Raw genomic sequence first — 16587 nt, forward strand, 5'->3', positions numbered from 1 at the left:
TTTAATATTGAGGGTTTTAATATGGCAGAAACTATAAGTTCTTCTATTAAAAATAGAGAAAAATTAAACACATACATAAATACAAGTAAGGAAAGTAGAAATTTAAATAGTTATGTGGAAAATTTTTTAAAGAAAGATTTTATTTTTTCCTACACGAGAAATTCAAAACTAAATAAATTTAGCGACAAAATAATCACATCATTAAATAATGATGCTGATCCAAATCAGTTGGAATTAACAGATTTTCAACAATTATCTTATGAGAAAAAAAAGAACTACTTTAAATTATTAGATCACTTAAATAAGGAGATAGAGAAACTTGATACGATATCACAAGAAGTAAAAAAACATATAATCCAGGAGATATATAAAACTCTCGATTTAAATGATTATGAAGGAAAAAAGTATCTTTCATTAAAAGCAATAAGAGAAAAAAACATAGAAAAATTAAAAAAATATCAATTTAAAGATAAAGAAGGCAATAATTTTTTACACATTATTGTTTCATTACCAAAAGGGCAAAAAGTAAAATATTTGGATTTGATAAATAAAGCTAAAATACCTATCAATGAAGAAATAAGTAGTAGAAATACAGTAGAATTAACACCTATAAAAACATTAATGCTTAATAAGATAGAAAATAATTTGCATTATCCTAAAAAGAATTTTTTTAATCATAAAACTAACACCATAAAATGCGCTATAGAATTATTAAAACTTGGGGCTAATGTTAGCGATTTGGATATATCTAAAGAACAACAGTCACACACAACCTGTAAAAGATACACTACTTTACTCAATGTGTTACGTAAATCAATAAAGGAAGAAACTACTTTGTCTTTAACATTAAAGAACAAAGTGTTGGTTCAAATAAAAAAAATTTTAAATGGCAATTATCCCTTACATGCAGCAATTATTAATAAGAACAAAAGTGATTTTCAAAAATTATTAAAAGCAGGTTATGACGTCTCTAATCAAAATGAATTGGAAGATACAGCTTTACATGATGCAGTAAAATTGGAGGGAAAAGAAAAATACGAATTTGCTAAGAATATTTTGGAAAAGCAGAGTGAAGTGGTAAATATTCAAAACCAAGATGGTAATACGCCTCTTTATGTATTGCTCCAATATATGAAGGAAAAGGGTAATAATAAATTATTGAATGATTTTTTAAATACTAATAGATATAATGATTTTTTAAATACTAATAGATATAAAGTATTAGGGCTCTTACTGAACAATGGTGCTGATATCACTATAAAAAACAAAGAAGGTAATAATGCTTTACATTACATTGCTTTATTACCTGGAAAACAAAAAATTGTATGCTATAATTTAATAAAAAAGTGCGACAAAATACCCCAAAAGCAATTAATTGAGGCTATATGTGATAAGAATAAAGATAGACATACCCCTATACAAGTCGCATTAAGTGAACAATCAAGCAAACCTGAAAACAAATTAACAAGTGCTTATAGGAAGATTATAAGGCACTATCATACCGCTGACTTTTGTACAGAATTATTAAAACACAATTTTAAAAATAAAGAGGAACACTTAATATTATCTAAGGAGCGTTACAGTAGAAAGTATTATAAGACCATAAAGAGAATTGAGCCATTATCAGGTATAGCCCTTCCTGCGGAAATAAAGGAAAACCTTATTTCAAGGTATTCTGAAGATAAGAAAAAAAAGTGCAACACAGCTATTCCAGTAAAATGGATAATTGCAGGATTAATCTCTGCAACAGTATTTAGTGCTTTGGCAGGAAATATGGCAAATGCGGCTATTTTTTCATCTATTATAGCAATTTGTGCAATTTGTTATCCTATTTATTTAAAATTAGAAAATGTTCTTAATAAATCTAATGGTGTATCACAAGAACAGAACCAAGAAGGTCCAAATACTAACATAAGCTCTGTATCAAAAATAAATCGTTTAACAGAGTTTTTCAATCGAGCATAAACTCATTTCGTTAATAATAATTAATATACTCTTTTTTCTGGAGGTATAAAATTAATTTCGTTACTAAGAGTTTGTTCTGACACTTTTTTATAGTCAATTTTTATATTAAATTGATCATCAAGCCAAGCTATAGTGTGTTTCATCCAGTTTATATCATCACGTTCGGAGAAATCTTCTCTAGCATGTGCACCTCTGCTTTCTTTGCGATTAGCAGCACACTCCATAGTAATTACTGCTTGTGGTATCATATTTGTCAACTCTAGAGCCTCAACTAAGTCACTGTTCCATATCATACTACGATCTTCTATTGAAATATCAGTCATCATTTTTCCTACCTCTTTTATGGCTTGTTTACCTTCTTCAAGAGATTCATGTGTACGAAATACAGATGCATACTTTTGCATAGTATTTTGCATTTCCTTTCTTATTTTTGATACTCGTAACCTACCAGAAGCAAATCTCACTTTATCAAATCTATCAATTATCCAATCTGTAGAATTTGAATCTAATTTTTTATGTGGTGTATCAGGTTTTAGGGTTTCTTTTAATCTCAATGCTACAGCTCTGCCAAAAACTACTAAGTCAAGTAATGAATTAGAACCAAGACGGTTTGCACCATGTACTGAAACACATGCAGCTTCACCAATTGCAAATAATCCTTTTACAACTTCCTCCTTACCTTTATTTAGAGTTATAACCTCTCCATTATAATTAGTTGGAATTCCTCCCATGTTATAATGAACTGTTGGAATTACAGGTATTGGATCTTTAGTGACATCAACACCAGCAAAGGTTTTTGCAGTTTCGCTAATTCCTGGTAATCTAAGTTTTATCACTTTTGGATCAAGGTGAGCTATAGTTAAATATACGTGATCCTTATTTACTCCAACGCCCCTACCCTCTTTAATTTCAACTGTGATAGCACGACTTACTACATCACGAGAAGCTAAATCTTTTGCCTTTGGCGCATAACGTTCCATAAATTTCTCACCTTGAGAATTTATTAAGTAACCACCTTCGCCACGACATCCTTCTGTCATTAAACATCCAGAGCCATATATTCCTGTTGGATGAAACTGTACAAATTCCATATCCTGCAGCGGTAATCCAGCCCTTACTACCATACCGTTTCCATCTCCTGTACAAGTGTGTGCACTTGTTGCAGAAAGGTAAATACGTCCATACCCTCCAGTAGCTAGTATTACTGAATGTGCAAAAAATCGATGAAGTGTGCCATCACATAATGACCAAGCAAGAACTCCACAACATGCTCCTGTTTCATTATCAATAATTAGATCAATAGCCAAGTATTCAACAAAAAATTCAGCACCAAACTTTAAGCATTGTTGATATAGAGTGTGGAGAATTGCGTGTCCAGTTTTATCAGCTGCTGCACAAGTACGCTGAGCTGATTTACCTTTGCCAAAGTGAGTTGTCATCCCACCAAAAGGACGCTGATATATTTTTCCATTGTCCATGCGAGAAAAAGGTACACCGAAATTTTCAAGTTCGATTACAGCTTTTGCTGCATTTTTACACATGTATTCAATTGCGTCCTGATCTCCAAGCCAATCTGAACCTTTAATTGTATCATATGCATGCCAACGCCAATCATCTTCAACAACGTTGCCAAGGGCTGCACTGATACCACCTTGTGCTGCAACTGTATGACTTCGAGTAGGAAAAATCTTAGATACACATGCGACTGAAAAACCAGCGGCTTTCACTCCGAGTGTTGCACGTAAACCTGCCCCACCTGCACCAACTATTACCACATCGTATTCATGATCTATGATTTTATATGCTAACTTATCCATGTTTTTCTGTAGTAAAACCTACCCCATGATAACATATGAGTAAAAAAAATCTATATAAGTTTTATAAGTTTAAAGAGACTATTATGTTATAAATAAGACCAGTCTGGTAGGTAAGCATTTGTAGGAGTAAAAACTACTTTATGTTCTTTTTTAATTAAATCGATTAAGTACAACTTAGAACTATTATTTGATTCTGTTTTTGTAAAAATAATTTCTTTACCATTTGGTAACCATGCTGGTGACTCAATTTTATTACCCTCTGAAAGAATAAATTCTTCTTTTCCATTTGGTTTCATTACCCCTATATAAAATTTTCCTGATTGAACTTTTGTGAAAGCTATCAAATCTCCTTTTGGAGACCAAACAGGAGTTGCATATCTTCCATTTCCAAAGCTAATTCTCGTAGGTTTTTTTTCCTTTTTTGTTAAGTCTATTATATATAATTGTTGACTTCCACTGATATCCGAACTAAAAACTACGTAATTTTGATCTGGAGACAGTGAAGGTGAAGTATTTATAGCTAAACTTTTAGTAATTTTGCTTATACGTTTTCCATTTAAATCTAGAGATAATATATTTGTTTTACCATTAATTGAGTGAGAAGCAACTACATACTTACCATTAGGAGAAAACCTTGGAGCAGAAATTACTCCCTCAAATATACTAATTACTGATTCAGTACTATCTATCAAATCTATCAGTATTAAATAACTTCTACCATTTTCATATGATACATAAACAATGCTTTTACCATTTGGTGAAAATCTCGGTGTTGAGACAAATTTATCACCATTAGTTAAGTATTTTATATTACTACCATCTTGATTCATAATTGCAACCTTACGAACAGATTTGTTATTTTCATCTCTTTCTTCAGCAATATAAGTAATTTTTGTTCTAAAGTGACCCTTCTCACCAATCAACCTATCGCATATTAGATCTGAAATAGAGTGACCCACCTGCTTCCCGTCTTTTTCTGAAATAATCATTGATTTATTGATTAGTTCTCTTTTTATAAGAGTGTCAAATAAGCTAAATGACATTTGCAGTTTGTTATTCTGTATTTCGTTTAAGTTTATTATAGCTAATACATCACCAGATGTTGAATTATTTGCTAATTCACGCTTTACATTAAATGGACCGAGTTTAGAGAGATTTGTTTCTATAATTTTTGTAATATCTGCACTTAACTTTCTTTCCCATTCTGTTTTACATATACCTGAAGAAACAACAACATTAATATGATCAGTACTGTTCTGTCTTATATCAACATATAAAACATTCTGTGCTAGACAAAAAATAGGTACTAAAATAAAAAGTATAGTACTAATGAATACTTGCATTTAAACTTGCTCTATTTGAACCTCTACTATAGGCTTTTTTAGTAAATATTCCTTTAACAGTATAGATATAGAACTTTCTATCTTATTTTTTATTTTTTTCGTTTGCTGAAGATTAAAGGCTAATTCAACCTTTTCGATAATTTTTTGTATGATAAATTTATCCTCCAGTAATTCAAAAACTCCAGGAGCATATATTTTAGGTTTTATAAGTAGTTTATTTTTTTTGTTTACGACTGCTGTAACTATAATTACACCTGAATCTCTCATTCTTTTACGCATTTTTATAACATTGCTTTCTGGATTGCGTAATAATTTACCATCGATACCAAAGTATTTAACATCAATTGAATGAATTTTTTCTCCATTCTGAAGGTTAATTATATGCCCTGGTTTAACCATTATTGCTTTTGCTATACCACACTCTTTAGCAAATTTCACATGTTCATGAGTATGAATATATTCTCCATGTACTGGTATGGCAATTTTAGGCTTTATTAAAGAATACATTTCTTTTAACTCTTCCTTTACTGGATGACCAGAAACATGGACATGTTCTGTGTCTTCAGTAACAACATCAACTCCCATATCAATAAAGGAATTGAATATATTATGTACACGAGTGTCATTACCAGGAATAATTCTTGAAGAAAAAATTATTGTATCACCTTGTTGCATTTTAAAAATTTGATGACTTTTTGATGCAAGCCTTGCTGTTGCTGCAAGTGGTTCTCCCTGACAACCAGTACAAATAAGTATTATCTTTTCTCTAGGTAAATTTAATGCTTCCTTTGCTTCTAGAAATTCAATTGAATTATTGAGATAACCGCTTTGCTGTGCAACTTTTAATATTCTCCACAAAGATCTTCCAAGCAAAACCACCTTTCTATTAAGTGAATGTGCAGCTTTAGCTATAGTTTCAATGCGTGCTGCATTCGATGCAAACAACGAAACAGCAACCAATCTTTTAGATCTTTTTATTATGTTGTAAATATTATTGTAAACCTCTGCTTCTGAACCAGACCTGTGCTTGCTAAGTACATTAGTTGAGTCACAGATTGCAGCAAGTAAATCTCCTTTTTCTCCTATTTCCTTAAAGCGTTTTATATTAGAGGGCAATTCAATAACCGGATTAGGGTCAAATTTCCAGTCTCCTGTATGCAATACTTTTCCTTCTTCAGTACTAATTAATATTGAATTTGTTTCCGGAATTGAATGGGTAACATTAATAAATTCAATAGTAAATGGACCTAAACTTATAGTGCTATTTATGTCAACTTCTTGTATTGGCACGATATTCTCTAATCTAAACTCTTTTAATTTCTCCTTAATAAAATTAACAGTAAATTTTGTTGCAAATATCGGACATTCTAATTCTCCCCATAGATGTGGAATTGCTCCACAATGGTCTTCATGAGAATGTGTTACAATTATTCCAAGCAAATCCTTTTTTCTGTTAGCAATAAAACTTACATCAGCAACTAGTAATTCAATGCCTGGCATAGTTTCATCAGCAAAACCGATACCCAAGTCTATCATTATCCACTTACCTTGGTAATGATATAGGCTAACGTTCATGCCAATTCTTCCAACTCCTCCGAGTGGAAGAAATAAAAATTCATTTTTGTTTATGTTCATCAGTTAAAATCTATTTAAAATTTAAAATAACAAAACTTTGTTTATTAATAAAGGTATTTCATATCATAAAAAAATAGATCTCTCAATATTAATAAAAAAATCTAATTTTCATTCTCAAGAACTTGATTTATATTGCAGAAAATCTCTCAGAATATAAAATAGGTAATTGTTTTTAGAAAAAGCTCTATGCGATTAAAAATTGCTTCAGTTATCTTTCTCTTTAGCATTCATTGTACTTTTGCAAAAGATGAAATGGAATTTAATAAAAGAGTAAAAGTTAGATATGAATGTACGTCGCTGAGTGAGATAGAGAAAAAATTCTCACAAGGATATATAGCTCCTGTTTTTGTTCGTCATATAGGTAATATAGTTGCTGATGGAAAGAAGGTAATTCATTATCTTGGAAAGTGGAAAAATAAAAAATTAGATCTGTCTGCTAATCATGAAATAATCAGCAAAATGGCTATAACAGAAATACATAGAGAGCATTTTATTCTGACTATAGATAATGTATTGTACATGATAAATGAAATTGAAGATGAAGCTCCTGAAGGTGTTGTTAAATGGAAAAAAGAATTAAAATCTCCAATAAAGGGAAGTTCTATAGACTCCAATAATAAATTAGCAGTACTTACTATTGATAATTATTTATATATGTTAGACGCTCAAAATGGTGACGTGATTTGGTCTTATCATAATGGCACTAGTGAAATGATAGGATTACATTATGTATCTCCCATATCTACGAATAACATGGTAATTGCTCCATTTTCAAATGGAGAATTAATAGCTTTCGATGAAAATGGAAAAAGGTTATGGTCTTATAAACTCCCTACAAATTTCTTAGATACTCCATTTACAGATATTACGACTACTCCAAAACTAAATAATAATATATTGATAGTTACAAACAATTCCTCTATTGCTGCTCTTGATGTAAAATCAGGAAATCTTTTATGGTCAAAACCCTTAAAAGTCAAAAATATGAATGAATCTATTGTAATAACAGCGGATGATGATGTTATAAAAATAGATACACTCAGTGGAAAAGTAATTTGGAGTACTAAGTTACCGATAAAAAATAATAAAGATATTTATTATTCTATACCGGTACGTGGTGGTAGATATGATGATTTTTTTATTGTGACTAATAAGGGCATTATGTTTTTATTAAATAAAGAATCTGGTATAGTAGAGGAAATAGTGACTATTCCAGAAGGTGTTTATCACCATATGGCGTTTTTTTCTCCATCTGATGATTTGAGTACATACTTTACAACCGAAAAAAAAGGTGTATATTTTTGCCGTGATACTTTATTTGGATAAAAGATATGAATGACTTGTATGATTTAGTAGTGATAGGAGGAGGTCCAGGTGGCTATAAGTGCGCAATTACATCTGCAAAGCTGGGGTTAAAAGTTGCTTGTATAGATAAAAATAGCATTTTTGGTGGTACATGTTTACGAGTTGGTTGTATACCTTCCAAGGCATTATTACATTCTTCTCATGAATACACTAAAGCAAAGAATGATTTATTAAAATTTGGCATAAAGACCAAGATGTAAGCTTTGATTTACAAGAGATGATAAGTTATAAAGAATCCAAAGTTCAAGAACTGGGAAAAGGTATAGATTATTTATTTAATCTTTACAAAATTACTAAAATCAATGGATTGGGAAAAATAACTTCTTTTGAGCAGGATAATCTGGAAGTTTCAGTTGAAAACAAGATATTAAAAACAAAAAATATAGTCATTGCTACCGGTTCTGATGCTAGTTCTCTGCCAGGAATTGATATTGACGAAAAAAATATTCTTTCTTCTACAGGTGTACTTTCGTTAAATGAAGTACCAAAAAAGCTTGTAGTTATAGGTGCTGGTGCAATAGGCCTGGAAATGTCTTCTGTATGGAACAGATTAGGAACAGAAGTTACTGTAGTAGAATTTTTTGATAAAATTGCTGCATCAATGGATAATGAATTGAGCAAGTTCCTACTTTCAAATTTACAAAAACAAGGAATAAAATTTTTACTTAGCACTAAAGTTGAAGCAATAGAGCAAGGTAGCGTTAAAGTTTGCTCAATTAAAGATAATCAGACAAATAACATAGAGGTAGATAAAATTCTATTAGCAGTAGGACGCAAGCCACTCACTGATGGCCTTGGTATTAATGATAAGGTATTACAAGATAATCGTGGTTTTATTCAAGTAAATATAAGATACGAAACAAATATAAAAGGAATATTTGCCATTGGTGATGTTATAGGTGGAGCAATGCTCGCTCATAAAGCAGAAGAAGAAGGAATAGCTGTTGCAGAAATAATAACTGGACAATTGCCTCACGTTGATTACAACATTATACCATCAGTGATTTATACATATCCTGCAGTATCTTCAATTGGTAAAAATGAAGAGGAATTAAAGAAGATTGGCCATAAATATAAAGTTGGAAAGTGTCAATTTTCTGCTAATGGTAGAGCAAAAGTTACTGATACTGCTGAAGGATTTGTTAAAGTACTAACTTGTAGTATAACAGATACAATACTTGGTGTGCATATTATAGGAGCGTATGCTGATATATTAATCAATGAAGCAGCAGTAGCAATGGCTTACGGTGCAGCAGCAGAAGATATATACAGAATTTGTCACTCTCATCCCGATATAAATGAAGCCTTTCGAGACGCATGTATAGATGCCCTTCTTTAAGAAGTAGTTGTGGATCTTAATTCTATTATTGAAAAGTGGTATGAATGGTTAAAATTTAGGAAGCTTTGTTCAGAAAATACTTTAGAGTCCTATAAAAGGGATTTAAGGGATTTAATAAGCTTCTTAAAGTTATGCATTAGTGAAGAAGTAAACATTGGTACTCTAGAAAAGTTAACTTTACCTGAGTTGAGAAGTTGGCTTAGCGCTCGTTATTCAAGAGGTATGAGTCCTAGATCAAATGCACGAGCATTATCAGTGCTGAGAAATTTTTTTAAGTATATAAAAAATAACTTCAACATAGAAAATGAATCTGTATTTGCCCTATCAAAGCCGATTAGACGAAAAACTCTTCCTAAAGCATTATCAACATCCGACATAAAAACATTACTGGAAGAGATGAAATTATCAGATCTAAGTGAATCTTGGGTGATGAAAAGGGAAGTCGCAATTATTATGCTGCTTTATGGAGCTGGATTGAGAATTAGTGAAGCATTGAACCTGAAGGTTAGTGATATAAACAATGAAGAATTAGTAATTTCAGGTAAAGGTAGTAAACAGAGACAGATTTTTATTTTACCTGTAGTAAAAAAATGTCTGCAAGAATACATGAAATGTTGTCCTTATCTCGGAATTAATAACAAAACAGAATATCTTTTTTTGGGTATAAGAGGAAAAAAGCTAGGAAGAACTTATTTTGCTAACCGTTTGCAAAAAATAAGAAGAATTTTTAATTTGCCAGAAATTCTTTCTCCACACGCATTTCGTCATAGCTTTGCCACGCACCTACTTCAGAACGATCTTGATATAAGATCAATACAGCAACTTTTAGGTCATTCAAATCTAGAAACTACTGAAATTTACACTCACCTAAATCATCAAGATGTTTTTACCGCATATAAGAATTTTCAACAAAGTCTTGAACAGAAGTGGAAGTCTGAATAGATGAAAATTCTGTATTTATTGTATTATCTAAAATAATTTGTTTTAACTGATTGTTTTGCTGTATTTTGAATAAATGATCAGGTTGAATGTGACTAAAATCAAAATCTTTATGTTTGAGAAATTTTTCTAATAAATTTTTCTTATCTTGTGATAATTTTTGTAAACATATATCTATAATGTAGTCAAAAATTGTCTTTACTCCACCATTAACTCTCTCCCAGCAATTAGGATTGAAGCTTCGATTTAAAATAATGTCCTCTGCTAAATCTATATTTTCATTAACAAGAGCCTGTAATAATACTTTTCCATTTTTTGCCTTCTTAAACTCCTTGCTCATGACATCTTCAAATCCCCTTGTGATACAATTTTCAGGAATTTTATTATCATAATTCTTGGTATTAGTGCTTATATTTGGGTGAGTAAGTAGTATTTTTAAAATGCAATAGTTTCCTGTATTACAACAAATGTGCAAAGCTGTATTATTTTTATGATTAGATGTTTTAGTCTGTTCAAAAACTATACCATAACAATCCGATAAAAGAGTGTAATTATTCTGATCCACTTTTAGGTAAAACAACTCTACAGGATCAGTTAAATATTTTCCATTACTTGTGTCTACTACTGATTCATTAGTATCAAGATATTTAAATACCTTATATCCAAAACCTTTACTTAGATTTTCACTGTACACTACTTCTCTGCCCAAATGAAGAAAAACCGGATAATCATCATGAGTTTTTATCACATTTCTATAAATAGGTTCCATACTTTGAGCATTTACAATTATATCTTTATGCCCTATAAGTGAGGTTGCCATTTTTCTCAATGTAGACTGATTTTTTTCATCAACAGTTGTATAAATATAAGCAATATTCATCAAAGGTGTCATACCTTCTTCATCAAATGCATTAACATTCACACCTTCCGCTAAAGCCTCTTTAAAGTCATTTATACTGGCATCATCAATAGCTTGAAATAACTTCTGTGTTTCCATTTCACCTGAGCATTATGTACAAAAAAGTATAGTTAATATTTTATGACTAAAGAAGTATTATTTCCGGTTATAGAGATTTTTTTTGATAAAATTGAAATTTTTCAATTGCTACGAGAATAAAATCCGTACATGCAATCACTAGAGCATTCAACATTATTTATTTCAAAGTATTTTCCTTGTCCTGTATTATTTTCTTCAACCCTAGTACCTTTTTCATTACACACTTGATACATAAAATAACATCCTAATGCTAAAAAAGCTAAAGCTAAAGTTAAAGAAGTAATTATTATGTGAATAAAAATTGCTGCAGTTACACATGCACCAGATAGTACAAAACATACTAGACCATAGCATAATTGTTTTTTTGTTGCTTTATGTTCAAATTGCACTTGAGTTTGATTTTTTACCGAACTAGGATTTGCATTATCCTGTAAAGCTATAATAGTTGGTGCACTTCGTTCAGGAGTAATTCTTATATTCGCACTACTTTTTCTATTTTTCAGTTCTTCAGTTTTTATTGATAATAGAATGTTATTTTCATTTAACATTTCTGTTGTCTCAGAGATTTCTCTCTCTAAATTTTTGTTTTGTTCTTCCAAATTCTTTATTGTTTCTTTATGTCTATTGTCTTTATCGAGAAAAGACTCAATTCTCTCTTCATGAGGTATAGATGTATAATGAGGTATAGATGCATAATAATGACATTTTTTATTTTCATTTTCAATAAACTTAATTTCTGTATCAATCTCCTTTTGTGTGTTTATTATTGCAATGTTTAGAAGCTTTATCTCCTCCTCATTTGCTTTAAAGGTTTCTTGTAAACGTTGCAGTTTTTTAGTTTCTTGTGCAATATTCAATTTTATTTGAGTTAATTCTTCATTTTCAAAATCATCCATGATAGATGCACTTAGCACTATATTACTTACAACAGGAAATTTTTCATCAAGGTACTTTTTGATTGATTCATTTACTGAACCACCTAATGCCTTCATCGCATCGTTAACAATTGTATGATTCATCAAACAGTTATCCTCTACCAATTGCTTTATATTATCCAAATCTTTATTTTTAATTTCATCAATTAATCTACCCTTTATTGTCTGAGTAATGAATTGTTCTAAATGATGGTTTTGCTTTATTTTAGACAAACAATAAGATTGAATCTGAATAAAATCAAAATCCTTATGTTTGAGAAGCTTTTCTAATAAATTTTTCTTATCCTGTGATAATCCTTGTAAACATGTATCTATAGCGTATTCAAAAATTGTCTTTATTCCACCATTCCAGCAATTAGGATTAAAATCTTTTGTTGAAATACTTCTTGCTAAATCAATATTTTCCTTAGAAAGATTATCTAATAACTCTCTCCCATTTTTTGCCTTATTAATCTCTCTTTGAAATTGATTTTTAATTTCTTTATCCTCAATGGTTTCTGGAATCTCTAGTTCAGAATGCCTAAGCAAAAGTTTGACAAAATGAAAATTTTTCATTTTGAAAGCCAATTGTAAAGCTGTAAAATTTTCGCTGTTTGACATCATACATTTTGAATTTATCTGTAAAATTTCTTCTTTCAGAAGTATTTCAAGCATTTTTAATTTTATCTTACTATCATCATTTTGTATTAGAATAACAAATAAAGGTGTCATACCATCTTCATCAAATTCATTAACATTCGCACCTTCTTTCAAAGCCTTTTCAAAGTCATTTAGACTTTCATCATCAATAGCTTTAAATAATTTTTCTGTTGCTTCTTTACTCATAATTCATCAAATATTAATTTCTTACATAAAACATATACTTAAGAAAAGAAATAATCAAGAAAACATCAACATAATTTGTAAAAAATTTAACATAATACTTCAACATTTATTAAATATATATATACTAACTAACACAATTTTATTATCTGCTAGTTAAGCATTCGGATATTTACTTATTCGTTATTTTTCTTATTATTAAATCATGGAAAACAAATTATCAAAAATAGCTGTTATTGACTTTGGTTCACAGTTTACACAGCTAATAGCAAAAAGAATTAGAGTGATGAATGTATATTGTGAAATATTTTCCAGTGATACAAATTTTGAAGCAATATCAAATTTTAATGGATTTATTCTCTCTGGAGGACCAGAATCAGTAAAAAACGATAATTCCTCAATAGCAGAAAATATTATAAAACTTAATGGAACAACAGGAGTTCCTATACTTGGAATATGTTATGGACAGCAATTAATTTGTCATTATTTTGGGGCAAGAGTAAAAGAAAATTTCAAACGAGAGTTTGGTAGAACTAAAATAAAAATTCTAAAAGAATCTTCTATTATAAAAAATATATGGGATGTTAATTCTGAGATTGATGTGATGATGAATCACTCAGATAGTGTTGATACTATACCGAAGGAATTTACAGTTATTGCGTCCGGAGTAATAAATCAAACAATTGCGATAATTGTTAACGAAAAGCGTAAAATATACTGTACTCAATTTCACCCCGAAGTGAATCATAATGAAAACGGTAGTACATTACTTTCTAATTTTCTTGATATTTGCAATTGTGAGAGAAATTGGACAATTAGATCATTTATTGATGAGCAAAAAGAAAAAATAAGAAACTTAGTAGGAAATAAAAAAATCATTGCAGCAGTGAGTGGTGGAGTTGACTCAAGTGTTGCAACTGCACTAACTTACCAAGCTATTGGACAACAGTTACACTGTGTTTTTATTGACACTGGATTGCTGACTAAAGTCCAGAAGCAAAATATTAACATAATCAAAGAATTTCCAATAAACCGTATTGATAAATCAAGTTTATTTTTGAGTAGGCTAAAAGGTATCACTGACCCAGAAAAAAAACGTAAAATTATAGGTAATACTTTTATTGAGGTTTTTGAAGAAGAAGCAAAAAAAACAAGAGATGTAGACTTTTTAATGCAAGGAACCATTTACTCTGATGTAATTGAATCAGGTCATACGTCAAATAATTCTAGCACCATAAAATCTCATCATAATGTTGGTGGGCTACCAGAAAAAATGAATTTAAAGTTAATAGAACCTTTATATTATTTATTCAAAGATGAAGTAAGATCACTTGGAAAAGAAATTGGACTTAGGGATGAAATAATATTTCAACACCCTTTTCCAGGACCTGGGCTTGCTGTACGTATCATTGGTGAAGTTACAGAAGAAAAAGTGCAAATATTGCAAGAAATTGAAGAAGTATACATCAATACAATGAAGAGCTATAACTTATACAACGAAATATGGCAAGCTTTTGCTATACTTTTACCAATAAAAACTGTAGGTGTTATGGGAGATAAAAGAACATATAAATATGTCTGTGCTCTAAGAGCGGTCACATCTTTCGATGGTATGACAGCTGATGCATTTCCATTTGAAAATAAGAAAAAACACTCATTAGTATTTTGGGATTTTTTACAGAATGTTAGCAGTATAATAGTTAATAATGTTGTGGGGGTCAGTAGAGTTGTTTACGATATAACTTCAAAACCACCTGCAACTATCGAATGGGAATAACATTCAATCACATCAATTGTAAAAAATTATTAAGTAACATTAATTAAATGTTATTATGAGATTGTAATATACGGAAATATATTATTTATAAATTCACCAGTATATATAAGCATGGCAAATTCAGTTGTTTTTGTAAAGTTTCTCTTTATTTTGTCGCTATAATTTTTAGTAGAGGTATTGTTTGGTTTGCCAACAATTGAAGTTATTATTATTTAATCTATTATTAATAAGTAAAAATATTTAATCAAATTCTAATATAGAGAGTGATTTTGAAGTATATTGATGTTGTAAAGTTTAACATGAGAAAAGCTCATGCTATAAAGCTTTTCTCATGTTATATTAGAAAAAAGAACAATTACATCCTCATTTTTCTAAATTTGTAATTGTCTATTTTGTTCTGTTTTTCTCTCTCTCTCTTCTAGAACTTTATCTCGGTGTTTTGTACTTCCCTCTAATCCTATAGGAGTTTTTATTACTTGCTCTTTATCAAGGTCTTGCGTACCTTTCAACGAAAGGTTTTTTTCTGTCATTGACTCAATTCCTTTAAATAAATTTTCTGAAACATTTTTTAACCCAGAGAAAAATTCTTTCCCTGCTTCAGAAAATTTACCTTTTGACATATAGTCAACAGATGTCATAGCTCCCATAATTATTCCACCTATTGGTCCAAGTGCCACAAAAGCTAGTGCTGTTGATCCCATCCTTATTTAAATTTCCTGGAAGAGTAGTATTTTTATTTTCTTTTTGTTTGCTTGTTCCATCAATTTGTAAATTTTCTAATACTTTTTTACAAAAATTATTAATAAGGTCTGAAAATCTATTTTTATTCTCTTTTTTTATATTACCTTCTTTAGGTTTTTCATCTGGTTTATAAGATCCATTTTTCAAGGTTCTATTATCTTTTAAAAAATTATTTTTATCATCAACAGTGTCCCTTAAATAGTTCAAAGCAGGTTCTAGATTGTTTTTTAAATGAGTTTGAGCAGCATTTTCTTTTGAGCTAATAGGTGAAGCTGTATGCGTGTGTGCATCTTCTCTGAGAGAAGCTTTAGTTGATAATTCCTTAGAGCTCTTACCTTCAACATTATTCATAGGAACATAACCATTTTCTTCCAATCGCTTGTTAATCTTCTCAAGATTTTTTCGCCCTTCTTCTTTGAAAAGTTTCTTTTTACTCTCAAGTTCCTGGCTTAATTTAGAAATATTTTCCATTTTTTGTATAAGATTTTTCTCCCTTATAGCTTGCACCTGCTTTGTTCCTTCACTGATATATTTCACCTTATCTTCTAATGAAGTACCCTCTGGAAAGGGATGTGGAGAATGTGCAAAAACTTTTGAAAATTTTTCTTTAATTTCATCACCTTTTAAGCTTGAAAGATTTTTTTCAGCTTTTTCCAATCCTAAAAGGGTTTCTTCTATTTCTTTATCTGTTAAACGCCTTGATGCGTTCTCATTTCTTTTATCAGTCATATTTAATTACCTAAAATATATAATGATTTAATCTTATGTATTAATATAATAATATAATTGTGAAGAAATAGTTAATACAAGCTACATTAAATAATAATCTATAGTTAGTAATACAGAATATTTTGAAAGCTCTTGTGCAAAACATGATATGAGAAAGATTAATACAAAGTCGTTGTTTATTAT

The 16587-nt window shown here is 30.1% G+C and carries 11 protein-coding genes and 1 pseudogene; 5 read left to right on the forward strand and 7 right to left on the reverse strand.

The annotated features are described in order from the left end of the window. Positions 1 to 21: 21 nt before the first annotated feature. Positions 22 to 1965, forward strand: a complete 1944-nt coding sequence (locus NL275_RS02335; RefSeq protein ID WP_253299906.1) for an ankyrin repeat domain-containing protein — start codon at positions 22 to 24, stop codon at positions 1963 to 1965. Positions 1966 to 1985: 20 nt separating this feature from the next. Here NL275_RS02335 and sdhA read toward each other — a convergent pair whose 3' ends face one another. The 3 genes from sdhA to NL275_RS02350 all read right to left on the reverse strand — a co-directional run bounded on the left by sdhA (position 1986) and on the right by NL275_RS02350 (position 6760). After that, complete coding sequence (gene sdhA, locus NL275_RS02340) at positions 1986 to 3782, reverse strand: succinate dehydrogenase flavoprotein subunit (RefSeq protein ID WP_253299907.1); 1797 nt, start codon at positions 3780 to 3782, stop codon at positions 1986 to 1988. A gap of 86 nt (positions 3783 to 3868) precedes the next feature. Then, positions 3869 to 5125, reverse strand: a complete 1257-nt coding sequence (locus tag NL275_RS02345; protein WP_253299908.1) for a protein TolB — start codon at positions 5123 to 5125, stop codon at positions 3869 to 3871. Continuing rightward, on the reverse strand, positions 5126 to 6760 hold the full coding sequence (locus tag NL275_RS02350; protein ID WP_253299909.1) for a ribonuclease J: 1635 nt from the start codon (positions 6758 to 6760) through the stop codon (positions 5126 to 5128). A gap of 186 nt (positions 6761 to 6946) precedes the next feature. On the opposite strand from NL275_RS02350, the gene NL275_RS02355 reads away from it, so the two are divergent. The 3 genes and pseudogenes from NL275_RS02355 to NL275_RS02365 all read left to right on the forward strand — a co-directional run bounded on the left by NL275_RS02355 (position 6947) and on the right by NL275_RS02365 (position 10406). After that, positions 6947 to 8086: a PQQ-binding-like beta-propeller repeat protein gene (locus tag NL275_RS02355; RefSeq protein ID WP_253299910.1), complete on the forward strand. Its 1140-nt coding sequence runs from the start codon at positions 6947 to 6949 to the stop codon at positions 8084 to 8086. Between the two features lie 5 nt (positions 8087 to 8091). Next, positions 8092 to 9471, forward strand: a pseudogene (gene lpdA, locus NL275_RS02360) (dihydrolipoyl dehydrogenase). Between the two features lie 2 nt (positions 9472 to 9473). After that, the gene (locus NL275_RS02365) at positions 9474 to 10406 is read left to right on the forward strand and encodes a tyrosine-type recombinase/integrase (protein WP_253299911.1); all 933 of its coding nucleotides are present in this window, start codon (positions 9474 to 9476) and stop codon (positions 10404 to 10406) included. Here NL275_RS02365 and NL275_RS02370 read toward each other — a convergent pair. Both NL275_RS02370 and NL275_RS02375 read right to left on the reverse strand, forming a co-directional pair. Continuing rightward, the gene (locus NL275_RS02370; RefSeq protein WP_253299912.1) at positions 10351 to 11400 is read right to left on the reverse strand and encodes a hypothetical protein; all 1050 of its coding nucleotides are present in this window, start codon (positions 11398 to 11400) and stop codon (positions 10351 to 10353) included. The two genes, NL275_RS02365 and NL275_RS02370, sit on opposite strands and share 56 nt — an antisense overlap. Positions 11401 to 11501: 101 nt before the next feature. Then, on the reverse strand, positions 11502 to 13160 hold the full coding sequence (locus NL275_RS02375) for an ankyrin repeat domain-containing protein (RefSeq protein WP_253299913.1): 1659 nt from the start codon (positions 13158 to 13160) through the stop codon (positions 11502 to 11504). Between the two features lie 202 nt (positions 13161 to 13362). Here NL275_RS02375 and guaA point away from each other — a divergent pair, with 202 nt between their 5' ends. Continuing rightward, positions 13363 to 14934 (forward strand): glutamine-hydrolyzing GMP synthase, encoded by a 1572-nt coding sequence (gene guaA, locus NL275_RS02380; protein ID WP_253299914.1) that lies wholly within the window; start codon positions 13363 to 13365, stop codon positions 14932 to 14934. Between the two features lie 371 nt (positions 14935 to 15305). On the opposite strand, the gene NL275_RS02385 is transcribed toward guaA, so the two are convergent. Together NL275_RS02385 and NL275_RS02390 are read right to left on the reverse strand one after the other, a co-directional pair. Then, positions 15306 to 15611 carry a hypothetical protein gene (locus tag NL275_RS02385; protein WP_253299915.1) on the reverse strand — a complete coding sequence of 102 codons (306 nt, stop codon included), beginning with the start codon at positions 15609 to 15611 and terminating at the stop codon, positions 15306 to 15308. Beyond that, a complete protein-coding gene (locus NL275_RS02390; RefSeq protein ID WP_253299916.1) occupies positions 15559 to 16404 on the reverse strand; it encodes a hypothetical protein in 846 nt (281 codons plus the stop codon). The genes NL275_RS02385 and NL275_RS02390 overlap by 53 nt, the downstream gene beginning before the upstream one ends. Between the last annotated feature and the right edge of the window lie 183 nt (positions 16405 to 16587).

It is taken from the genome of Wolbachia endosymbiont of Chironomus riparius (assembly GCF_918315375.1).

What these genes read in the sequence shown, in the direction of transcription:
- NL275_RS02335 (WP_253299906.1), top strand. Translation starts at nt 22, where the DNA reads ATGGCAGAAACTATAAGTTCTTCTATTAAAAATAGAGAAAAATTAAAC.
- sdhA (WP_253299907.1), bottom strand. Translation starts at nt 3,782, where the DNA reads ATGGATAAGTTAGCATATAAAATCATAGATCATGAATACGATGTGGTA.
- NL275_RS02345 (WP_253299908.1), bottom strand. Translation starts at nt 5,125, where the DNA reads ATGCAAGTATTCATTAGTACTATACTTTTTATTTTAGTACCTATTTTT.
- NL275_RS02350 (WP_253299909.1), bottom strand. Translation starts at nt 6,760, where the DNA reads ATGAACATAAACAAAAATGAATTTTTATTTCTTCCACTCGGAGGAGTT.
- NL275_RS02355 (WP_253299910.1), top strand. Translation starts at nt 6,947, where the DNA reads ATGCGATTAAAAATTGCTTCAGTTATCTTTCTCTTTAGCATTCATTGT.
- NL275_RS02370 (WP_253299912.1), bottom strand. Translation starts at nt 11,400, where the DNA reads ATGGAAACACAGAAGTTATTTCAAGCTATTGATGATGCCAGTATAAAT.
- NL275_RS02375 (WP_253299913.1), bottom strand. Translation starts at nt 13,160, where the DNA reads ATGAGTAAAGAAGCAACAGAAAAATTATTTAAAGCTATTGATGATGAA.
- guaA (WP_253299914.1), top strand. Translation starts at nt 13,363, where the DNA reads ATGGAAAACAAATTATCAAAAATAGCTGTTATTGACTTTGGTTCACAG.
- NL275_RS02390 (WP_253299916.1), bottom strand. Translation starts at nt 16,404, where the DNA reads ATGACTGATAAAAGAAATGAGAACGCATCAAGGCGTTTAACAGATAAA.